Consider the following 21,116-nt stretch of genomic DNA (forward strand, 5'->3'; position numbering starts at 1 on the left):
CTATTCGGCGTCGGCGCGGATCCGGGCCAGCACCGCGCCGACCACCAGGAATCCGCTGTCGACGACATCGGCCAGCGGCTGCCGGTAGTCGTCGAGCACCCATTTCTGGGCGATGATCAGAATCGCGCCGACCAGGCCGAGGACCACCATCCGCGCACTCGGCGCGGGATGGGAGTCCAGGTCCACATACGGTGTCAACAGCGCCAGACAGATGTCGACGAGCGCGTCGAGCACATCGTGGTAGGCGCGGTCCACCGTCGGGCTCACGCCGAGGATCTCGAAGAAGGCGATCCGCGGCACGCGCGGGTCGTCGAGGATGAGCTGGAAATACGCCGTGAGCGCCCCGCGCACCCTGGTGTCGATATCGGCGTCGACGTCGCCGATGCCGACGTGGATCGCCTCCAGCATGCGCGCGGTGACCTCGCGATACACCTCGAGCAGCAGGTCCTCGCTGTCGGTGAAGGACTCGTAGAAGTAGCGCTTCCCGACACCGGCCGCGGCGCAGAGGGTGGTGACTGTGGTGTTGCGGTAGCCGTCGGTGCCGAAGGCTTCGGTGGCCGCCTCGATCAGCCGGGCGCGGCGGTCCTGCTGGCGCTGCCCCGGTGCGGCGCCGCGGTACCTGCGTCCGTCGGCATCGAGTTCGGGCGCGTTCACGCCATCGATTCTGTCAGGTGGCCCGCGGGGGTCGGTGCGGCGGTTGGTGGTTGCGGGGAATCGGCCGAGAACATGTTCTTGCGATCGAACGTGACGCAGGCTACGTTACTTCCCGGTACGGGAACGTCGTGGTTCCCGATGGTGGAGGGCTGAGACCGAAGCATGATCAAATATCGAGGGCGACTGGCCGCGCTGGTCGCATCCGTCGTCGTGTTCACGGGTGCCGTCGCATCGGCCCCGGTCGGCCAGGCGTTGCCGGCGAACGGGGGGCTGGACGCGCAGTTCGTCGCCACCCACAACGGCCCGCAGCAATACCCGAACGTCTTCATCGAATGGGACGTGCCGATCACGATGAGTGACGGAACGGTATTGAAAGCCAACGTCTATCACCCGGCCGGTGCCGACGGTCAGCCGATCACCGAGCCGACGCCGACCATCGTCAATATGACGCCGTACACGAAGCTGGTGTCCAACGTCGCCGACTCGGCGCTCGCGGTGCCCGGCCTGTCGGACGTGCTCATGCCGGTGCTGCAGAACCTGGACTTCTCGGCCTTCGGCTTCAGCAGCCTCAGCGACATGATGAAGGCGCTGCCCGGCGGCGCGGCCCGCACCTTCGGCGTCGACCGGAACCTGATCCGCGGCGGCTACACCCAGGTGGTCGTCGACGTGCGCGGCACCGGCTTCTCGCAGGGCACCTGGCAGGTGTTCGGCGAACGCGAACAGCTCGACGGCGTCGAGGTCGTCGACTGGGCCGCGGCGCAGGGCTGGTCCGACGGCAAGATCGGGATGAGCGGCATCTCCTACTCGGGGATCAACCAGCTCCAGACCGCGCAGCGGCACCCCGCCGCGCTGAAGGCGATCTTCCCGATCGTGCCCGGCAGCGACCTGATTCGCGACGTCGCCGCGCCCGGTGGCGCGCTCGGCGTCGGCTTCATTCCGCCGTGGCTGCTCGCCGTCGACGGCGCGAAACTGCTGCCGGACCTGGTGTCGATCCTGAACGGCAAGTTCGACTGGACCTGGCTGGGCGACCGGGTGCGCGACCCGTTCACGTTCTTCAATGTGCTCATCGCGGCCCTGACCACGCCGAGCGTGGACCAGATCCCGCCGGAGATGGCCAGCATCCTCGACGACGAGAGCCCGCTGCGCACCGCCTGGGTGGGGCAGCCGGACCAGGTGCAGGTGCCGACCTTCCTCTACGGCGGCTGGCACGACATCTTCACCTACTCGACCCCGCGCATCTACAACGCCGTCGATGTGCCTGCCGAGCAGAAGAAGCTCGTCATGGGCAACGTTTACCACGTGACCGTGAGCTCGGGCCTCGGCCAGGCCGGCGCGCCCGCGCCGCTGGAATCGTTGCAGCGCGCCTGGTTCGACAAGTGGCTCAAGGGCATCGACAACGGCGTCGACCGCTACGAGCCGGTCACCCTGTGGCAGCAGGGCAGCGAGCAGTGGACCACCGACGTCGCCTTCCCGCGCCCCGGCATGCAGTACCGGCGGATGTATCTCGACCCCGCGTCGTCCGGCTCGGCGCCGGGCGCCCGCTTCGACGGCAGCCTCGTCGGCGCGCCCGGTGCGGCACAGCGGGTCTCGGTCGATCCGAGCCTGACCACCATCTGCTCGCGGGACGCCGCGCAGGGCACGGCGGGGCTGATCCCGCTGCCGGATGTGTGCGCCAAGGACGCGCGGATCAGTGAGGGCGCGGCGCTGACCTTCACCACCGCGCCGGTCACCCAGCCGACCCGGATCTCCGGCGCGATCGCCGCGCACCTGAACACGGTGCTCGACGCGACCGACGGGTACTGGACGGTGACGGTGAACGATGTCGCGCCCGACGGCCGGTCGACGGTCTGGTCGCAGGGTCAGCTGGTGGCCTCGCTGCGCGCGATCGACGACGGCAAGTCGACCCGCTCGCCCAACGGCGACTACACCGACCCGTACCCGATCCTCACCCTGGACACCCGTCAGCCGGTCGTCCCCGGCGAGCCGACCACGATCGAGATCGGCATCCGCGCCACCGACGGCGTGCTGCTGCCGGGCCACCGCCTGCGGATCGACGTGTTCGCGAGCAACTTCCCCAGCGGAATCCCGCTGCGGCCGTTGCTGAACGAGAGCGGCCTGCGCACCCAGCACCTCGAACTCGACCCCGCTCGCCCGAGCTGGATCAACGTCCCGCTGGACACCGATCCCGGCTGGTGATGTCCGCCGCGCGCACCCCCGTCTCGATGCCGAGGCGGGGGTGCTGTGCTGTCGCTACCAGGGCACCCTGGTGACCCGCGCGCCCGCCGCGTCGGCGAGGTGGGCGAAGGTGACGGCGTCCTCGACCGCGGCACCGCCGTGGTCGTTGTCGAAGTAGACGAACATCTCGGCGTCGTCCGGCCAGGTGCCGGTCAGGCGATCGATCCAGCTCGCCAGCGCGCGGCGACCGTAATGCGGTGGGGGAGAGGCACGTCCGGCGTGCAGGCGCAGGTAGGCCCAGCCGGTGGTCCGCCAGCGCGGGGTGACCGGCCGGGAGTCGCGATCGGCCCAGGCCAGGGCCGCGTCGCGGGATTCGAGCACGGTCCGGATCTCGTCGGTCCACCAGGAGTCGTGGCGCGGTTCCACCGCGACCCGCACGGTGGCGGGGAAACAGCCAAGGCAGTCGTCGAGCAGGGCGGCGTCCGCACGCAGGGTCGGCGGTAGTTGCAGCAGGATCGGGCCGAGCCGATCGCCGAGTCCCGCCGCGTGGTCGAGCAGCCGCGCGACCGGTTCCGCCGCGTCGCGCAGCCGCCGGATGTGGGTGAGATAGCGGCTCGCCTTCACCGCGACCAGGAAGTCGGCGGGTGTGCGGTCCCGCCAGGCGACGAAGGTTTCCCGGCTCGGCAGCCGGTAGAACGCGGAGTTCGATTCGACCGTGGCGAACGCCTCGGCGTAGCGCTCGAGCCACCGCCGCGTCGGCAGGCCATCCGGATACAGCACGCCACGCCAGTCGCGGTACTGCCAGCCGGAGGTGCCGAGGCGGATCACCGCACCCACCTGCCTCTCGCTCGCACGGTCGATCGGGGAAGGTCGTGCCTTCCATTGTGGTCCAGGGCTGATCCGGCAGACTGGGGTGGTGAGCGCAGCTGGCAGCGGGCGGGCTCGACGAGGCGCGGTAGCGGTGTGGCGGTGGGTGCGCAGCGCGCCGGGCACCTATCTGTGGCTGGCCGCGCTGGCGGTGACCACGGTGATCATCCGGCGACTGCCGGACGACGAGGCGCGCCAGTGGCTGGGCCACCGGTCGACCAACCTGCACCATCTGGCCGAGGACCCCGTCCGGGTGCTGATCGGCAGCGCGTTCTGGACCGACGGGGGCAGCTGGTTCGCCTACGCGGTGCTGTTCACCCTCTTCCACGCCAACACCGAACGCTGGCTCGGCACGCTGCGCTGGCTCGTGGTGGCCGTGGTCGCCCATGTGGGCGCCACCTACCTCAGCGAAGGCGTGCTGCTGTGGGCGATCCGCAACGACGACGCGCCCGCGCGGGCGATGTACACCCTCGACGTGGGCGTCAGCTACGCGCTGGCCGGGGTGGCTGCGGTGCTGGCCTATCGGCTGGTGACGCCGTGGCGATGGCTCTACGTCGTCGGCGTGCTCGCGGTCGTGCTGCCGCCGGTCTTCGTGAATCGCACGTTCACCGATGTCGGGCACGCGAGCGCGGCCGCCATCGGCTTCGCCTGCTACCCGCTCACGCGGGGGCGCGGCGGCGCCTGGAACCCGGGTGTCCTCGTGCGCCGGTTCCGGCGTCGCACCTCGGCCGGGTGACCGCCGGCACCCGCTCGCGGCCGGATTTCGGGGAAATCGCTGCAAAATAGGTGTTACCTCAAATACTACGTACATGTATCATTTCCTTACCGCACGACCGGCGCACCGTGGCGCCCGGCGCTCGACCGAGCAACGCGCGGTAGGACGAGGAGTACCGATGAAGCTACTTCGCCGGGCCGCACGGCGACCGGAGGTAGATCCCGGCAAGGTCGCCCTGCACGCTCGCAACGTGACCTTCGACTGGTCGGATGTCGACCTGCAGTGGATGTCGGCAGAGCCGTACGCGTCACACCTGATCAGCGCACTGAACATGCTGCTGCCCGAGGGCGAGCGCATGTTCATCGTGACCTACCGCGAGGCACTGGCCCTGGTGAAGGACGAGAAGCTGCGCGAGGACATGCTCGGCTTCATCGGGCAGGAATCGATGCACGCGGAGACCCACGAGAAGGTCCTGCAGGACGTGCTCACCGCCAACGGCATCGACGCGGGCCCCTACGTGCGGCAGATGGAATACCTGTTCCGCAAGACCCTGGGCCCGCGCGGCGGTGACGACCGCGCCGGACGGCAGATGCTGATCGAACGCCTCGCGTTCATCGCCTGCCTCGAGCACTTCTTCGCCTGGCTCGGCGACTGGGTGATCAACGCCGACCTGGAGAAGTTCGGCGCCGACCCGCGCATGGCCGACCTGTTCCGCTGGCACGGCGCCGAGGAGGTCGAGCACCGCAACGTCGCCCACGATGTCGCCGAGTACTTCGGCGTCGGCTACGTGCGCCGCTGCGCCTCGATGATGCTGGTGTTCCCGATCTTCATCGCGCTGGTGGTGCGCGGCGCGAAGTTCCTGGTGCAGCAGGATCCGCAGCTGCCCGATCACGGGTATCCGCGGGTGATCACCTCGATCCTGGGCGCGATGTGGCGGGGCGCGTTGCCGGGCATCCCGTCGCTGCTGATCAGCGCGCTGTCGACCTTCCAGCCCGGCTACAGCCCGGAGACCGTCGGCTCGACCGCCCAGGCCGTCGCCTACCTGGCGCAGTCGCCCGCGGCGCGGGCGGCGGCCTCGTGACCGTGCGCGACGTGCCGCAGGCGCTGCCCGGCGACCTCTACGGCAAGCATCGCCACGATCCCGGCACCCGGGTGCTCGACGCGATCGCGACCGCCCGGCTGCGCTGGAGCGCCCTGGTCAATCGCCGTGATCCGCGTCCGCGCGTCGACGATCGCCGGTTCCCGGTGGTGGTCACCGAGCGCCGGATCGTCGCGCACGACCAGGACGTGGTGAGCCTGCGGCTGGAAGCGCCCGACGGCCGGGTGCTGCCCGCGTGGCGCCCCGGCGCGCACCTGGATCTCGAACTGCCCTCCGGCCTGCTGCGCCAGTACTCGCTGTGCGGTGACCCCGCCGACGAACGCGCCTACCGGATCGCGGTGCGCCGCATCCCCGACGGCGGCGGTGGTTCGCGCGAGGTGCACGACGAGCTGCCGGTGGGCAGCCGCTTCGTGGTGCGCGGCCCGCGCAACGCCTTCCCGTTCGCGGTCCCCGGCCACGGCTCGCCCGCCCAGCGCCTGCACTTCGTCGCCGGTGGCATCGGCATCACCCCGATCCTGCCGATGGCGCGGCTCGCGCACCGGCTCGGCGTGCCGTGGACGATGGTCTACACCGGGCGTTCCCGCGACACCATCCCGTTCCTGGCGGAACTGGAGAGCTTCGGCGAGCACGTGATCGTGCGCACCGACGACGAGCACGGCCTGCCCGACGCGGCCGCCCTGCTGCCCGAGGTCGGCGCGGGCACGGCGGTCTACGCCTGCGGCCCGACCCCGATGACCTCGGCGATCGTCGCCGCAGTGCGCACCATGCCCGAGGTGGAACTGCACTTCGAGCGGTTCTCGCCACCGCCGATCGTCGACGGCACCGCCTTCGAGATCGAACTCGCCTCCACCGGCGCGGTGATCGAGGTGCCCGCCGACCGCAGCGCCCTCGACGCCATCCTCGCGACCCGCCCCGACCAGCCCTACTCGTGCCGGCAGGGTTTCTGCCGCACCTGTGTGGTCCGGGTGCTCGCGGGCGAGCCCGATCATCGGGAGAACACCCTCTCCGATGCCGACCACGCCGCGGGCGACATGCTCGCCTGCGTATCCCGTTCGCACGGTGAGCGATTGGTGCTCGACCTGTGAGTTCGATTCCAGGACAAGGAGTCCGAAGAGATATGTCTGTCGACACCACGCAGGCCGCCAACCGGCGCACCGTCCGCAACGGCGAATTCGACCTCGCCGTGTTCGAATACGGCGATCCCGCGGCCGACACCATCGTGCTCGTGCACGGCTGGCCCGACACCCACCACCTGTGGGACAAGGTGATTCCGCGGCTGGCGCAGCGCTTCCACGTCGTCGCCTACGACACCCGCGGCCACGGCGAGTCCACCCGCACCCAGCGCACCGCCGACTTCCGCCTCGACGAACTCTCCCGCGACTTCTACGCCGTCATCGACGCGGTCAGCCCCGACCGTCCGGTGCACGTGCTCGCCCACGACTGGGGTTCGGTGCAGGTCTGGGAGGCCGTGTGCGAGCCGCAGGCGAGCGAGCGGATCGCCTCGTTCACCTCGGTGTCGGGCCCGAACCTCGACCACCTGGCCGCCTGGGTGCGCGACCGCCTCTCCCGGCCGACCCCGCGCAACATCTGGCAGCCGGTGACCCAGGCGCTGTCCTCGGCCTACACCGCGTTCTTCATGACCCCCGTGCTGCCGCGCGTGACCTTCACCGCGATCGGCACCGAGAAGGTGTGGCAGCGCGCCGTCGCGCTGATGAACGACACCGCCCCCGGCAATGTCGTGCTCGGCCCCACGTTCCGCCGCGACATGGTCGACGGCCTGCTCATCTACCGCGCGAACATCGTGCAGCGCATGCTGTCCCCGCGCGAGCGCCGCACCGAGGTGCCCGTGCAGCTGATCGTGGCCGGTCGCGACGTAGCTGTGCGCCCCGCGGGTTACGACGATTCCCGCAAGTGGACCGCGCGCCTGTGGCGTCGCGACGTGCCCGCCGGGCACTGGATGCCGTTCTCGCACCCCGAACTGCTGGCCACCGCCACTACGGAACTGATCGACGCGCTCGCCGGCGGCGATGTGCCGCGCGGCCTCGCGCGCGCCGAAGTGGGCCGCACCCGGAAGGAATTCGACCACCAGCTGGTGGTGATCACCGGTGGCGGCAGTGGAATCGGTCGGGAGACCGCGCTGGCCTTCGCCCGGCTCGGCGCCGAGGTGGTGCTCTCGGACGTGAACGAGAATGCCGCCAAGGAAACCGCCGAGCTCGTCGGCACCGAAGGTGGTGTCGCGCACGCCTATCCGCTGGACGTCTCCGACGAGGCCGCGGTGCGCGAACACGCCGCCGACGTGATCGCCGCGCACGGCGTGCCCGACATCCTGATCAACAACGCGGGCGTCGGCCAGGCGGGCGGCTTCCTCGACACCCCGTCCGCGGAGTTCGACCGGGTCCTGCGGATCAATCTGGGCGGCGTGGTCAACGGCTGCCGGGCCTTCGGCGCGGCGATGGCCGAGCGCGGCCTCGGCGGGCACATCGTGAACCTGTCCAGCATGGCCGCCTACAGCCCGCAGCGTGACATGGCCGCCTACGCCACCAGCAAGTCGGCGGTGTTCATGTTCTCCGACTGCCTGCGCGCCGAGCTGGCCGAACGCGGGATCTCGGTCTCGACCGTGTGCCCCGGCATCGTGCACACCAATATCGTGGCCACCACCCGCATTTCGGGTGTCTCCGCCGAGGACGAGGCGGCCACCCAGCGCAAGTTCGACAAGCTCTACGAGCGGCGCGGCTACACCCCCGACAAGGTCGCGGCGCAGATCGTGAAGGCGGTGCGCGGCGGCCGCGACATCGTGCCGGTGACGCCGGAATCGTGGGTGCAGTACCGGATCAACCGGCTCGCGCCCGGCGCGGTGCGCTTCGCGGCCCGCCGGATGAAGCTGGTCTGACGCGCGGTCACGCCCGGCGCAGTCGCTCCTGTACGGCGGCGACGTGCCGGGCGTCCACGCCCCACGGCTGTTCCACGCCGACCTGCCGGTCGAGGTCCCACAGCACGCACCGCTCGTCCGGGCCCGCCACCAGCGACCAGGCCACCACGGTGCGGCCGAGCTGGTCGAGCATCGACCCGTGGTCGGGCGCGCTGTCGCCCGCGCCGTCGGGGAAGTGGTGCAGGAAGCTGCCGTAGGCCTCGGCGCAGAATCGCGCGTACTGCTGGGTGCACAGGATGAAGCCGTGCCAGGCCTCGTCGACCGCGTGCGAGGGCATGCCGATCACCTGGTCGTCGCGCATCGCCGCGCCGCAACAGCGCAACCATTGGCGCAGACCGGTTTCCACCAGTTCCCGCGGCTGCCAGGGACAGGTCTTGAAGATCGCGTCGGGGAACCGCAGGTCGGCGACCGTGCGATCGACCGCGGTGAGGTCGATCGGTCGCGGTCCGCGTCGAAGGAACGAGAGCGCCACGAATTCACTGTAAGCCCCCTGGGTGGTCGTCCGTAGGCGCTGCCCGCGACGGATCCGGCGGTTAGCCTGCAGACATGGTTGTCATGCTGTTGATCGTGCTCGCGTTCGTGGTGGTCGGTATCGCGGTGCTGGTCACGGCGGTCGTGGTGCTGGTGCGCAAGCTGAGCCCGCCGCGCGGGCCCCAGGGGTTCGTCGACCAGAGCTGGCTGGCCGGGTCGGCGGGGAGTTACGGATTCTTCGACGGGTCGCCGGGGCCGCACGGTTCGGGATCGAGCTGTGGCGGTGGTTCGGGCACCGGGTGCTCGGGGGGCGGCAACAGCGGGTGCGGTGGCGGCTCGAGCAGCAGTAGCTGTAGCGGTGGCTCGAGCAGCAGCTGTGGCGGCGGGTCGAGCAGCAGCTGCGGTGGTGGTTCGAGCAGCAGCTGCGGTGGTGGTTCGAGTTGCGGCGGCGGTTCGTGATCGTGTGATCCACCTCGCACATCCCTTGACCTGAACTCGACTTCAGGTTCCAAGCTGGACGCGTCCGTGATTACCACGAAGGAGGCGCGATGCGTGCGGTGCAGGTCAAGGAATTCGGCGGTCCGGAAGTGCTCGAGGTGCGGGAAGTCCCTGTGCCGCAGCCCGGTCCGGCCGAGGTGGTCGTCGACGTCGAGGTCGCCGACGTGATGTTCCTCGACACCAGGCTGCGCAGCGGCTGGGGCGGCGACTTCTTCGCGCTGGACCTGCCGTACGTGCCCGGCGGCGCGGTCGGCGGCGTCGTCTCCGCGGTGGGCGCCGAGGTCGACCCCGGCTGGCTGGGCAAGCGCGTCGTCACCCAGACCGCCGCGAGCGGGGTCGGCGGCGGCGTCCCCACCGGCGGCTACGCCGAACACGCCCTGGCCAAGGCCGAGACACTGGTGGAGATCGCCGACGGGCTGAGCACCCAGCAGGCCGTCGCCCTCGCCCACGACGGCCGCACCGCGCTCGCCGTCTTCGACAGTGCCGCTGTCGCACCGGATTCGTGGGTGCTGATCACCGCGGCCGCGGGCGGACTCGGCACCCTGCTCATCCAGCTGTCGGTGGCGGCGGGCGCCAAGGTGGTGGCCGCCGCGCGCGGTGCCGACAAACTCGCCCTCGCCCAGCGGCTCGGCGCGCACGCGGTCGTCGACTACACGGTCGACGGCTGGGAGACGCGGGTGCGGGAGATCACCGGCGGGGGCGCCGATGTCGTCTTCGACGGCGCGGGTGGCGCGATCGGCGGCCAGGCACTGACCGCCGCGGCGGACAACGGATCGTTCCTCGGATACGGGTCTGCCGCAGGTGATTTCGCTCACGTCGACGCGGATGCGGCCGCCGCCCGCGGGGTCGCCGTCGTCGGTTTGTTCGATGTCGTCGCCGGCGAGATCGACTGGAATTCCATCGCCCGGCGCGCACAAGCCGAGGTCGCCGCAGGCAGGCTGGAGGTGGTGATCGGTCAGACGTTCCCGATCGAGGAAGTCGAGCGCGCGCACGCGGTCATCGAGAGCCGATCGGCGCTCGGCCGGACCCTCTTGACGATCGGCGCGTCATTGTAACTTAGTCTGCGCCGCAACGGAATACGCTATAAGTTCATACTGTGCAGGGAATAATTGTTATAGCGGTGATAGTTGCGGTGCTTCTGTTGGTTGTCGGCGTGATCAAGCTAGCGAGCAACCCCGGGGGCAAGATCGAACGTCGCGACCGCGAGGAGCGGGCACGCGTGCAGCGGCAGAAGGCCGAAAAGGCTTAGCTGGGTTCGGTTCTCGGGTTCAACACCACCACGGCGATCGGTCGCCGCGTCTTCGTCTGATAGTCGCGGTACCGGTCGCCGTTGACTGCGTTCACCAGTTCCCAGCGCCGGGCGTAGTCGGGATCGTCCGGGTAGGTCGCCCGCGCGGTCACCGCGATCGTGCGCGTCCCCACCTGGATCTCGCAGTCCGGTCGCGCTTTCACATTCGCCAGCCACCCCGGCGGCCGCGGCGACCCACCGTTCGACGCGGTCACCAGAAAATCCGCCCCGTCCTTCGCGTAGGTCAACGCCGACGTGCGCGCCTGCCCGCTCTTGCGCCCGACCGTCCGCAGCAACAGCGTCGGATTCCCGAACAGCAACCGGTGCCCCACCAGCCCACCGCTGTGCTCGTACACCCACTGATGCCCCCGCAGTACCCGCACGAAAAGATCGGCCATACCCCCATCCTCGCCCGCCCCGCCGACCCCCGCCACCCGGCTCGCCGAGTGGTCAACGTCGCACCCACCGGGTACCATGCGACTCGCCCGCGGACACCCGCGGCCAGGGGCGGTAGCTCAGTCGGTTAGAGCCGCGGACTCATAATCCGCTGGTCGTGGGTTCGAGCCCCACCCGCCCCACTTTCCCCTCTGACCAGCGGATATCTTGGCGGGCTGCGACCGGTTGATCGAGAGCGGTGCATCCGCACCAATGGATTCTCGACCTGCCCGGAGATCCCGTAAGGGCGGCGGTGGCGACATCGAGCAGCCGCTGGTGCGGACGAATACTTTTGTCGGCCAACCATTTTCGCTGTGGCGGGTGCGCGGTCGGTATCGAGGCTCGGCGCCCTGGTCGGTCTCTGGGCTTGCTATCGATCTCGGTCCTGCGGGTCTGCCGGGGTTGCCCGGGCGTGCTCACAGCAGGTGGCGCACGGCGTCGACGATCGCGCGACGACGGTCGGCGGTGCTCTGGGTCGGGGAGGCGGGCATGTTCGCGACGTTGCTCGGGGTCCAGGCCAGTGCGAGGCTCAGGACGAAGGTCAGTAGCGCGGTGGGGGTGAAGTCGGAGCCTGGGCCGCTGTTCTTCCGCGCTGCGGCGAGCGCCGCCAGCTTGGCCTCGCGCGCCGGTGACATGCCTGCCGGGTCCTGGTCGCCGCGCTCCAGGCGGTGCCAGGTGGCCAGCCGGATGACCTCGGGGTGCTGCTGGCAGTAGTCGAAGATCTGTCCCGCGTATTCGGGGAGATCGTCGGGGGTGAAGGGGACCGAGTCGAGGCCGTGGGTGACGTTGGCGTCGAGGACCGCGTCGAAAAGTTGTTCCTTGTTGCAGAAGTAGACGTAGATGAGGTTCTTGTTGGCTGCCGCCGCCTTGGCGATCCGGTCCACCCGGGCTCCGGCGATGCCATAGGTGGCGAACTCGTCGGTGGCGGCCTGGAGGATGCGGGCCTTGGTGGCGTCGGCGCGGGACATATCGGCCATCGTAATTCGGACTAACTGGTTAGTTGCCTCTGCGCACCCCGTCGCGTCAGCCGATCCCGAAGACGGCGAACGCCGCGTCCGAGGCGAACAGCAGCACGGTGCACCACAGGGCGATCCCGGTCGTCAGCCACCGGATCAGCCGCCAGCGGGGGATGCCCAGCGCGGCACCGAGCAGGGCGGAGCCCCAGGTGCCGAAGAGGGCGGGTCCCGCGATACCGAAGCCCGCGACGCCGTACCGGTCGAGGACGCGCCGTGCCCGTCGCCCCGCGCCGCCCGAGAGGCGAGCGTTGTCACCGGGCGCCGCGCCGTCGACAATGCTCGCGCCGTTCGCCGAACCGGTTGACACCGCAGCAGGATTCCGGCGCACCCGCCAAGCCTGCCAGCGCAGTCGAACGCGTTCCATGACGAACACCGCGAAGACGACACCGCACGCCGCCCCCAGCAGCACCGCGACCAGCGTGATCGGGCCGGGCAGGGCGAGCGAGAGGCCGAGGGGGACCGCGGGGGTGCCGAGCGCGAAGCCCGCGAGCAGGGTCCAAACGAATCGCCCCATCCGGGTTCCTTCCGACTGCCTCGTGCGCACTGTCGAGCGGCTCCAACGACCACGAATATAACTAACTGGTTAGTATTTCTCCATGGAACACATCGACACGGTGCTGAGCGAGTTGGCGGCCGGCAAGTATCTGCTCCTCACCACCTTCCGCCGGGACGGGCGAGCGGTCCCCACCCCGGTCTGGGTGATGCGCGACGGTCGGTCGCTGGCGGTGTGGAGCGCGGCGGACGCCGGGAAGGTGAAGCGGATTCGCAACGGGGGCCGGGTGACGCTCGCCGCCTGCGACTGGCGCGGCAGACCGCTCGGCGCCTCGGTGCCCGGATCCGCCGAGGTGCTGGCGCCGGACGCGAGCGCGCACTTCCCCGGTCTGATGAAGCGCAAGTACGGGCTGGCCGCTCGGGTCGGGCTGCTGGGCAGTGCGCTGCGCGGAGGACCCGACCGCATGGCGGGCATCCGGATCCGGCTGGACGAGTAGGAACGGTTCGGCACCTGCCGATGAGTTCTCGCCTGCCGACACGTCAGTACCAGCATGACGACACACGAGCTCGAAACCTCCGGTGCGACTCTCACCCACGACGTCCACGGGCCGCTCCCGACCGCCGACGGGCGACCGCCGCTGGTCATGATCGGTCTCCCGATGGACGCGGGCGGGTTCACCGCGCTCGCCGCGCATTTCCCCGATCGCACGGTCGTCACCTACGACCCGCGCGGACTCGGGCGCAGCGTCCGCACCGACGGTGAGGTCGACAACGTGCCCGCGGTGCATGCCGAGGACGTGCATGCCGTCATCGAGGCCCTCGGTGCGGGCCCGGTCGAGCTGTTCGCCAGCAGTGGGGGAGCCATCGTCGCGTTCGCGCTCGTGGCTGCCCATCCTGAGGACGTGACCACCCTCGTCGCGCACGAACCGCCGTTGCTGTCCGCGCTCCCCGACTCGGCGGCGGCCCAGCGCGCGGCGGCCGGGTATCGCGACGCCTACGCGGCGAAAGGCTTCGGCGCGGGCATGGCCACCTTCATCGCGATGACGTCCTGGCAGGGCGAATTCACCGACGGCTATTTCGACGCGCCCGCTGTGGATCCCGCGATGTTCGGCCTGCCGGTCGAGGACGACGGCGCGCGTGACCACCCGCTGCTGGCGGAGCGGTCGAGGCCGGTCCTCGACTACCGTGCCGACATCGCCGCGCTCACCGCGGCACCCACCCGGATCGTCCTCGGCTACGGCGAGGAGTCGACGGGCACGGTCACCGAGCGCACCTCGTCGGCGATCGCGGAGCAGCTCGGGGACGAGCCGGTCGTGTTCCCCAGTCATCACGGCGGCTTCGCCGGTGAAGAGTCCGGCTACCCGGGGCAGCCGGAGGCTTTCGCCCGCGTCCTCCGGGGTGTTCTCGACTAGCGCTCTCCGGCGCGCCAGCCCGCCAGCATCGCGTGAACGGCATTGTCCAACAGGGTGATTCGATCGGCAGGCACACCGCTCGGGATCTTGCCCGCCGCGGCCAGCCCGGCGATGCCGTGCACGGTTCCCCAGACCATCGCGGTGCGCCGAGCCACGTCGGCGTCGTCCACCCCGGCCGGCTGGTTGGCGGCGACGGTGGATGACAGCACGGTCCAGTAGCGGGTCGCGGCGGCTTGCAGGACGGGGTCGTCGTTCATGGCGACGAGGGGGCCGAACGCGAGGGCGTGCACGTGGGGCCGTGTGTCGACGAAGTGGACGTAGGAGCGCACCAGCGCGCGTAACCGGTCCTCGGGATCGGCGCCCGCGGCGGTGACGGCGACTTCCGCGTCGGCCGCGGCGTCCGCGAGTCCCGCACCCGCGACGGCGGCGAGAAAGCGGCGACGATCGCCGAAATGCACGTACGGGGCCTGGTGACTGGTGCCCAGCGCGTGCGCCACCTTGCGGATGCTCAAGGTCTCCGCGGGTTCGTCGCGGAGCAGCTCGAGCGCGGCCGCGATGAGCCGGTCGCGCAGCGTCGTCTTCGCAGGCACGAGCACCTCCCGCCATGGTTGACAGTGTCAATCCACGGGACGATACTGATCCCAGGTTGACACTGTCAATCGAAGGGATGGCAGCGATGTCCGAGCAGATCGTCGAGACAATCGTCGGCCCGCTGCTCGTACGCGACACGGGCCGGGACGGCACGCTCCCGACCGCCGTCCTCTGGCACAGCCTCTTCGTCGACAGCCGCAGCTGGGCGCGGGTCGAACCCGCCCTGGCGCGCGAGCGGCGGCTCGTTTTCGTGACCGGTCCCGGGCACGGGGCGAGCGGCGATCCCGGCCGCCGCTACACGATGGCGGAGTGCGCCGAGGCCGCGAGCCAGGTGCTCGGGCGGCTCGGCATCGACGGGCCCGTCGACTGGATCGGGAACGCCTGGGGCGGTCACGTGGGCATCCTGCTGGCCGCCCAGCACCCCGACCTCGTGCGCACGCTCGTCACCGCGGGCACGCCGGTCCGCGCGTACACGTGGAAGGGGCGGCAGCGGACGCGACTGCTGCTCGCGCTCTACCGTGTGCTCGGCCCGGCCCGGTTCCTGGTCGACATCCTGAGCCAGGTCCTGCTCTCGCCGCGCACGGCGGCGAGCGATCCGGCTGCCGTCGCGATGGTGGGCGAGGAATTCCGGGCGGCGGACCGGCGGGCGATGGCGAACGCGATCGTCTCGATCTCGCTGCGGCGCCGCGACCTCACCCCGGCACTGTCCGCGATTCACGCGCCGACGCTGTTCCTCACCGGCAGCGAGCATTCCGACTGGACGGGCGAGCAGGCGCGGGCCGCCGCGGCGGCCCTGTCGTCGGGGTCGGCGGCCGTCATCGACGGCGCCGCCTATCTCCTCCCGCTCGAGCGCCCGGACGAGTTCGTCCGGGCGGTGGCGGAGTTCTGGATTCAGGCGAGTCGGTCGTCGGACGGCCAGAGTGCGCGCAAGGGGCGCAGGCCCTCCTCGACGTAGTCGGCGATGGGCCGTTCGCCGCCGTCGAGGTACCACTGTTCGAGGGCGGCGAAATAGCCGAAGGTCAGGGCATTCGTGGCGACTCGGGCCTGGGTTTCGGTGAACTTGCCGGTCGACGCGATCAGGGGCAGCAGTCGCCGGCTGGTGCGGTCGGCGGACGCGCAGGCGGCCATCCGGACCGAGGGCTCGGTGAAGTGGTAGCGGACCCGGCGCCACGGGCCCTGGTCGGCCGGGGCGGATTCGGCACCGGCGGGGGCGGATTCGTCGGCGCGGACCGAGCGCAGCAGGCTCTCGACGGGATCGTGGGGGTCGACCATGGCGGCGATCTCCGCCTCGCTCATGGTGTCGAACTCGTCGGCGACGATGATGCCCTCCTTCGTGCCGAACAGGCGATAGACCGTCGACGGTGACACCTCGGCGGCGGCCGCGATCTCCTCGATCGTGACCGCGCCGAACCCCTTCTCGTCGAAGAGATCCAGGGCGCGTTCCTGGATGGTGTGCATGGCCTTGAGCCGCCACCGCTCGCGAAGTCCGGTCATGCGAGCAGATTAGCAAGAGCCACTCGTTACAGAAAGTAACTCGCTATAGACATTGACTGTCTGAATCGGGTTACCTACAGTCACTTGCTAGAGACAGTGACTTTCTCGAATGACGCGAGGCTCGGCGTCAGGTCGCCGACCAGTGCCGATGCCGCGGTCACGCGAGGAGAAGGGGAAACCGATGACCACCACCGACCTCGTCGAGGTAGCGGAGACTTCCGCCGCGCCACCGGACGCCGGACCCGCGGGGCCGAGCCTCATCGCGCTGCTGCGCCCGCATCTCGGGGGATTCGCGGCCGTGATCGTCCTGCAGATCATCGGCGCCGTCGCGGGCCTGGCCCCGCTGCTGGCCGTGGTCGAGCTGGGGCGCACCCTGCTGTCGTCGGGGCCGATCGATCGCGGTCATGTGTGGCTCGTGGTCGTCCTCGGGGCGGTGGGACTGTTCGTCCGGCTGGTGTTCACCGCCGCGTCCGCCGGGCTCGGGCACCTCGTCGACGGCGCGGTGCAGCTGTCGTTGCGGCGGCAGCTGGCCGCCCATCTGGGGCGGGTGCCGATCGGGTGGTTCTCCCGGCGCGGCACCGGCGAGCTGGCCAAGGTGGTCGGCGAGGATGTGAGCGCGGTGCATCCGTTCCTCGCCCACGCGCCCGGCGAACTGGTGTCGGCGTTCGTGGTGCCGCTGGTGTCGCTGGTCTATCTGGTGACCGTCGACTGGCGGCTGACCCTGATCACGCTGATCCCGGTGCTGCTGGCGATCGCGCTGGTCCCGCTCATGATGACGCCGGTCAGACAGCGCGAGCAGACCGAGTTCGACGCGGCGATGAGCCGGATCGCCGATGCGGTCGTGGAGTTCGTCCAGGGCATCGCCGAGGTCAAGGCATTCGGTGGCGGCGACCGCGCGCACCGCCGATTCCGTTCGGCGGTGGACGATTTCGCCGACACCTTCCTGCGCTGGGCGCGCGGGCTCTCGCCGATCGCCGCCGGGATGCAGCTGGCGTTGTCGCCGCCGTTCGTGCTGCTTGTCGTCCTGGTGGGCGGCGCCTTGCTGATCACGAGGGGCGGGCTGGCCCCCGTCGATCTCCTGCCGTTCCTGCTGCTCGGCCTCGGGCTGACCGCCCCGGTCGCGGCCCTGGGCCACGGCTTCGACGATCTGCAAGCGGCGGGCCGCGCGGTGGGCCGGATCAACGACGTCCTCGACGTCGCACCGCTGCCCGAGCCGGTCGAACCGATCGCGCCGCGCGGGCATCGCGTGGAACTGCGCGGCGTCCGGTTCGGCTACGACGCCGGGCGCGAGGTGCTGCGCGGGATCGACCTGGTCCTCGAACCGGGCACGGTCACCGCCCTCGTCGGACCGTCCGGCAGCGGCAAATCCACACTCGTGCAGCTGCTTCCGAGGTTCTTCGACCCCACCCACGGCACGATCACGCTCGGCGGCGTCGACCTGCGCGAGCTCGGCAGCGACCGGCTCTATCGCGAGGTGTCGTTCGTGTTCCAGGACGTGCGCCTGCTGCGCGCGTCGGTGGCCGACAATATCGCGCTGGCCGTCCCGGACGCCGACCACGCGCGGGTGGTTCGCGCGGCCCGGCTGGCCGGTATCCACGACCGGATCACCGAACTCCCGCGCGGATACGACACCGTGCTCGGCGTGGAGGCCGGGCTGTCCGGTGGTGAGGCGCAACGCCTCGCCCTGGCCCGCGCCCTGCTGGCCGACACCCCGATCCTGGTGCTCGACGAAGCCACCGCCTTCGCGGACCCGCGGACCGAACAGGCTGTGCGGCAAGCGCTGTCGAGCCTGCGGAAGAACCGCACGATCCTGGTCATCGCGCACCGGCCGGAGACCATCGCCGACGCCGACACCGTCGTCGTGTTGGCAGACGGCGTGATCGTCGAGCGCGGCGCGCCCGCCCGGCTCCTGGCGGGCCACAGCACCGTCGCCGCGTTCCGGCGATCCCACGGAGGAGACGCATCATGATCCGGACCCTGTTGCGCGTGCTCGGCCATCAGTACGCCGGACCGGTGCGCCGCACCGTCGCGCTGATGACGGCCACGGCGGTGCTCGAAGGCCTGTCCTACGCCCTGCTCGTGCCGGTGCTCCGAGAACTGTTCGGGGACGATCCGAACGGCGCCGAGCCGTGGCTGCTCGCGTTCGGGATCGCGGTCGCCCTCTACGGCGCCTTGCGCTATCTCAGTGACCTGGCCGGTTTCCGTGCGGGCACCACCTTGCTGCGCGGGACCTATCACCGGCTCGGTGATCACCTCGCCAGGCTGCCGCTCGGCTGGTACGGACCCGACCGGGTCGGCGAGGTGTCGGTGCTCGCGAGTCGCGGTGTGCTGGAGGCGATGAGCGTGATCGCGCACCTGCTCGCGCCGTTCGTCGGCGCGGTGGTGACGCCGCTGACCATCGTGGTCGTGCTGCTCGCGTTCCACTGGCAGCTGGGGCTGGCGGCGATGGTCGCCGTTCCGCTGGTGGCCGCGATCCAGGGCTGGACGGGCCGGGCGATGGCCGCCGCCGACGCCGAACGCCACGACCGCGATCACCAGGCCGCCGGCCGGGTCATCGAGTACCTGCAGGCCCAGCCGGTGCTGCGTGCCGGTGGACGCACCACCGAGCGCTTCGGCCTGCTCGACGACGCCCTGCGCGGACTCCAGCGCGCCGCCCGCCGATCGGCGCTGTCGGCTCTGCCCGGCATCGTCGGCCTGACGCTGGCCGTGCAGGTCGGGTTCACCGTGCTGCTCGCCCTCGGCGCCTACCTCGCGCTGGGTGGGCGGGTCGGCGCGGCCGAACTGCTGGCGATCCTCGTCCTGGCGGCCCGCTGCGCCGAACCGCTGCTGTCGCTGGCCGAGATCGGCGGCCGATTGCGCAGTGCGCGAGCACAACTGACCCGCCTGGACGACCTGCTCCAGCTGGCGCCGCTGCCCGAACCCGACCACCCGATCGCACCGGACCGGCACGACCTCGAGTTCGACGCCGTCGGCTTCGCGCACGGCGACCGAACCGTCGTCGACGACCTGTCGCTGACCGTGCCCTCGGGACAGCGGTTCGCGATCGTCGGCCCCTCGGGCGCGGGCAAGAGCACCCTGCTCCAGCTGCTCGCGCGTTTCCACGACGTGGGCGCGGGCGCCGTCCGGATCGGCGGCGTCGACGTGCGCGAGATCGACACCACGACCCTGATGTCGCGCATCGCCATCGTCTTCCAGCACGTCTATCTCTTCGACGGCACCATCGAGGACAACATCCGGCTCGGCCGCCCCGACGCCACCGACGCCGAGGTCCGCGCCGCCGCGACGGCCGCCGGCCTGGACGAGGTGATCGAGCGACTGCCCGGTGGCTGGTCCGCCGACGTGGGCGAAGGCGGCGCGCTGCTCTCCGGCGGTGAGCGTCAACGGGTTTCGATCGCCCGCGCGCTGCTGAAGGACGCGCCCATCGTCCTGCTGGACGAAGTCACCTCCGCCCTCGACCCCGTGAACGAGGCCGCCGTGCACCAGGGCATCGAGCGGTTGATGGCGGGGCGCACCGTCGTGCTGGTGGCGCACCGGATGCGGACCGTGGCGACGGCCGACCGCGTCGTCTTCGTCGACCGGGGGCGCATCGTCGAAGAGGGCACCCATCGTGAGCTCTTGGAGCTGGGTGGTCGCTACGCCGACTTCTGGAGCATCACCGCGACGCCGAATACCTGAGTAGCGCCGCCCTTTTCGCTGCTGTTCGGCAGCGTGCGCCCGAGCCGGTGGCCCCGGATGACCTGCCGCGGTCGTCGGGGCCGATCGGTCACCGGTGCCCGGCGGTCGCGGCCGCGCCCGCCGGGTCGGTGTCGGCCCGGTCCCGCAGCAGTTGCGCGCGCTGGTCACCCTTGGCCCAGGTGTGCGTGCCCGGCTTGCGCGCCTCGGTCGCCAGCTGCTTGATGGTGTGGCCGCACACGAACTCCTTCACCTTCGCGCCGGGGCGGCCGCCGAGGTGGAACCACCGGGCGGCGTCGTCCTTGTCGGCGAACTGGAAGACGCCCGCGTGGCGGCCGAGGCTGATGCACTGACCGGCGAAGCCCAGATCGATCGGGTCGGGGCGCTCGTCGGCGATCCGGCGCAGGATCGTGTCGGCGGCGTGCGCGCCCAGTGGGCCCGCGGCCTGGCAGCTCATCCGGAACGGCAGGTTCGACGGTGCCGCCGAATCGCCCGCGGCGACGATCCGCTCGTCGTCGATGCTGGTCAGGGTCTCGTCGGTGAGCAGGCGGCCGACGGCGTCGGTGCGCAGGCCGCTGCGGGTGGCCAGGTCGGGGACGCCGAAACCGGCGGTCCAGATGGTGACGGCGCTGCGCAGGACATGACCGCCGCTGAGTCGCACGGACTCCGCGGTCACCTCGACGACCTTCGCGTCGGGGCCGTCCAGGATCGTCACGCCGAGGGCGGTCAGCCGTTTGGTGACCGCACGCCTGCCGCGAGCGTGCAGGTACGGGCCGAGCACGTCGCCGCAGACGAGCGTCACGGCGCGACCCTGCTCGGCCAGTTCGGCGGCGGTCTCGATCCCGGTCGGCCCCGCGCCGACCACCGTCACCGCGGCCGTCGCCGCCGCGGCGTCGAGCACCGGGGCCAGCCGCTGCGCCTCCTCCAGACTCGCGATGGGATAGGCGAATTCGGCCGCTCCCGGCACGCGCGGCGCCGCACTGCCGCTGCCCACCGCGTAGATCAGGTAGTCGTAGCCGATCGTGTCGCCGCCGCCCAGCGCGACGGTGCGCACGGCCGCGTCGATCCCGGTCACCGTGTCGACCACCAGCCGCACCCCGGTCGCCAGCACATCGCCGTACTCGGCCACCGCGTCATCGGTCCCGCCCACCAGCTGATGCAGCCGAATCCGCTCGACGAACCGCGCCCGCGGATTGACCACCGTCACCGCCACATCGTCGCGCTGGGTCAGCCGATTGGCCGCCATCACACCCGCGTACCCGCCACCGACCACGACCACCTGGATCTTCTCGCTCATCGGTCTCTCCT

At 70.8% G+C, this 21,116-nt stretch carries 21 protein-coding genes and 1 tRNA gene; 13 read left to right on the top strand and 9 right to left on the bottom strand.

The features are described 5' to 3' along the window. The gene (locus ACFVW6_RS15495) at positions 1–654 is read right to left on the bottom strand and encodes a TetR/AcrR family transcriptional regulator (protein WP_355278890.1); all 654 of its coding nucleotides are present in this window, start codon (positions 652–654) and stop codon (positions 1–3) included. 162 nt (positions 655–816) lie between these two features. On the opposite strand from ACFVW6_RS15495, the gene ACFVW6_RS15500 reads away from it, so the two are divergent. After that, a complete protein-coding gene (locus tag ACFVW6_RS15500; protein ID WP_378827350.1) occupies positions 817–2,850 on the top strand; it encodes a CocE/NonD family hydrolase in 2,034 nt (677 codons plus the stop codon). A gap of 54 nt (positions 2,851–2,904) precedes the next feature. Here the strand turns inward: ACFVW6_RS15500 and ACFVW6_RS15505 are convergent, their stop codons facing one another. Further along, positions 2,905–3,657, bottom strand: a complete 753-nt coding sequence (locus tag ACFVW6_RS15505; protein ID WP_378828166.1) for a DUF72 domain-containing protein — start codon at positions 3,655–3,657, stop codon at positions 2,905–2,907. A gap of 88 nt (positions 3,658–3,745) precedes the next feature. Between ACFVW6_RS15505 and ACFVW6_RS15510 the strand changes: the two genes are divergently transcribed. The 4 genes from ACFVW6_RS15510 to ACFVW6_RS15525 all read left to right on the top strand — a co-directional run bounded on the left by ACFVW6_RS15510 (position 3,746) and on the right by ACFVW6_RS15525 (position 8,400). Further along, positions 3,746–4,432 carry a rhomboid-like protein gene (locus ACFVW6_RS15510; protein WP_378827348.1) on the top strand — a complete coding sequence of 229 codons (687 nt, stop codon included), beginning with the start codon at positions 3,746–3,748 and terminating at the stop codon, positions 4,430–4,432. A gap of 157 nt (positions 4,433–4,589) precedes the next feature. After that, positions 4,590–5,492: a metal-dependent hydrolase gene (locus ACFVW6_RS15515; RefSeq protein WP_355278897.1), complete on the top strand. Its 903-nt coding sequence runs from the start codon at positions 4,590–4,592 to the stop codon at positions 5,490–5,492. Continuing rightward, positions 5,489–6,595 (top strand): PDR/VanB family oxidoreductase, encoded by a 1,107-nt coding sequence (locus tag ACFVW6_RS15520; RefSeq protein WP_355278900.1) that lies wholly within the window; start codon positions 5,489–5,491, stop codon positions 6,593–6,595. Before ACFVW6_RS15515 ends, ACFVW6_RS15520 begins: the two co-directional genes overlap by 4 nt. Before the next feature lie 32 nt (positions 6,596–6,627). Further along, positions 6,628–8,400, top strand: coding sequence for an SDR family oxidoreductase (locus ACFVW6_RS15525; protein WP_378827345.1), 1,773 nt, complete (start codon positions 6,628–6,630; stop codon positions 8,398–8,400). Positions 8,401–8,407: 7 nt separating this feature from the next. Here ACFVW6_RS15525 and ACFVW6_RS15530 read toward each other — a convergent pair whose 3' ends face one another. Further along, positions 8,408–8,911: a hypothetical protein gene (locus ACFVW6_RS15530; RefSeq protein ID WP_378827343.1), complete on the bottom strand. Its 504-nt coding sequence runs from the start codon at positions 8,909–8,911 to the stop codon at positions 8,408–8,410. Between the two features lie 74 nt (positions 8,912–8,985). Between ACFVW6_RS15530 and ACFVW6_RS15535 the strand changes: the two genes are divergently transcribed. Continuing rightward, on the top strand, positions 8,986–9,369 hold the full coding sequence (locus tag ACFVW6_RS15535; RefSeq protein WP_378827341.1) for a hypothetical protein: 384 nt from the start codon (positions 8,986–8,988) through the stop codon (positions 9,367–9,369). Between the two features lie 89 nt (positions 9,370–9,458). Next, positions 9,459–10,463, top strand: a complete 1,005-nt coding sequence (locus ACFVW6_RS15540; protein WP_378827339.1) for a zinc-binding dehydrogenase — start codon at positions 9,459–9,461, stop codon at positions 10,461–10,463. Between the two features lie 190 nt (positions 10,464–10,653). Here ACFVW6_RS15540 and ACFVW6_RS15545 read toward each other — a convergent pair whose 3' ends face one another. Beyond that, positions 10,654–11,094 carry a nitroreductase family deazaflavin-dependent oxidoreductase gene (locus ACFVW6_RS15545; protein ID WP_378827337.1) on the bottom strand — a complete coding sequence of 147 codons (441 nt, stop codon included), beginning with the start codon at positions 11,092–11,094 and terminating at the stop codon, positions 10,654–10,656. 106 nt (positions 11,095–11,200) lie between these two features. Here ACFVW6_RS15545 and ACFVW6_RS15550 point away from each other — a divergent pair. After that, positions 11,201–11,274 (top strand) — tRNA-Ile (locus ACFVW6_RS15550). A gap of 273 nt (positions 11,275–11,547) precedes the next feature. Here ACFVW6_RS15550 and ACFVW6_RS15555 read toward each other — a convergent pair. After that, complete coding sequence (locus ACFVW6_RS15555) at positions 11,548–12,099, bottom strand: TetR family transcriptional regulator (RefSeq protein ID WP_378827335.1); 552 nt, start codon at positions 12,097–12,099, stop codon at positions 11,548–11,550. 55 nt (positions 12,100–12,154) lie between these two features. Beyond that, entirely contained in the window at positions 12,155–12,661 is a 507-nt protein-coding gene (locus tag ACFVW6_RS15560) for a hypothetical protein (RefSeq protein WP_378827333.1), read from the bottom strand. Positions 12,662–12,743: 82 nt separating this feature from the next. On the opposite strand from ACFVW6_RS15560, the gene ACFVW6_RS15565 reads away from it, so the two are divergent. Both ACFVW6_RS15565 and ACFVW6_RS15570 read left to right on the top strand, forming a co-directional pair. After that, on the top strand, positions 12,744–13,136 hold the full coding sequence (locus tag ACFVW6_RS15565) for a PPOX class F420-dependent oxidoreductase (RefSeq protein WP_378827331.1): 393 nt from the start codon (positions 12,744–12,746) through the stop codon (positions 13,134–13,136). A gap of 54 nt (positions 13,137–13,190) precedes the next feature. Continuing rightward, positions 13,191–14,051, top strand: coding sequence for an alpha/beta fold hydrolase (locus tag ACFVW6_RS15570; RefSeq protein ID WP_378827328.1), 861 nt, complete (start codon positions 13,191–13,193; stop codon positions 14,049–14,051). Here ACFVW6_RS15570 and ACFVW6_RS15575 read toward each other — a convergent pair. Further along, positions 14,048–14,641, bottom strand: coding sequence for a TetR/AcrR family transcriptional regulator (locus tag ACFVW6_RS15575; RefSeq protein WP_378827326.1), 594 nt, complete (start codon positions 14,639–14,641; stop codon positions 14,048–14,050). The genes ACFVW6_RS15570 and ACFVW6_RS15575 overlap by 4 nt on opposite strands. Positions 14,642–14,727: 86 nt before the next feature. On the opposite strand from ACFVW6_RS15575, the gene ACFVW6_RS15580 reads away from it, so the two are divergent. After that, on the top strand, positions 14,728–15,597 hold the full coding sequence (locus ACFVW6_RS15580; protein ID WP_378827324.1) for an alpha/beta fold hydrolase: 870 nt from the start codon (positions 14,728–14,730) through the stop codon (positions 15,595–15,597). On the opposite strand, the gene ACFVW6_RS15585 is transcribed toward ACFVW6_RS15580, so the two are convergent. Continuing rightward, positions 15,534–16,136, bottom strand: a complete 603-nt coding sequence (locus ACFVW6_RS15585) for a helix-turn-helix domain-containing protein (RefSeq protein WP_365015918.1) — start codon at positions 16,134–16,136, stop codon at positions 15,534–15,536. The two genes, ACFVW6_RS15580 and ACFVW6_RS15585, sit on opposite strands and share 64 nt — an antisense overlap. A gap of 181 nt (positions 16,137–16,317) precedes the next feature. On the opposite strand from ACFVW6_RS15585, the gene ACFVW6_RS15590 reads away from it, so the two are divergent. Further along, entirely contained in the window at positions 16,318–18,105 is a 1,788-nt protein-coding gene (locus tag ACFVW6_RS15590; protein WP_378827321.1) for an ABC transporter ATP-binding protein, read from the top strand. Further along, positions 18,102–19,811: an ABC transporter ATP-binding protein gene (locus ACFVW6_RS15595; protein ID WP_378827319.1), complete on the top strand. Its 1,710-nt coding sequence runs from the start codon at positions 18,102–18,104 to the stop codon at positions 19,809–19,811. Before ACFVW6_RS15590 ends, ACFVW6_RS15595 begins: the two co-directional genes overlap by 4 nt. A gap of 88 nt (positions 19,812–19,899) precedes the next feature. On the opposite strand, the gene ACFVW6_RS15600 is transcribed toward ACFVW6_RS15595, so the two are convergent. Continuing rightward, positions 19,900–21,105 (bottom strand): NAD(P)/FAD-dependent oxidoreductase, encoded by a 1,206-nt coding sequence (locus ACFVW6_RS15600; RefSeq protein WP_378827317.1) that lies wholly within the window; start codon positions 21,103–21,105, stop codon positions 19,900–19,902. Positions 21,106–21,116: the final 11 nt, after the last annotated feature.

It is taken from the genome of Nocardia sp. NPDC058244, assembly GCF_042882065.1.
In the GTDB taxonomy this organism is placed as follows: Bacteria; Actinomycetota; Actinomycetes; order Mycobacteriales; family Mycobacteriaceae; genus Nocardia.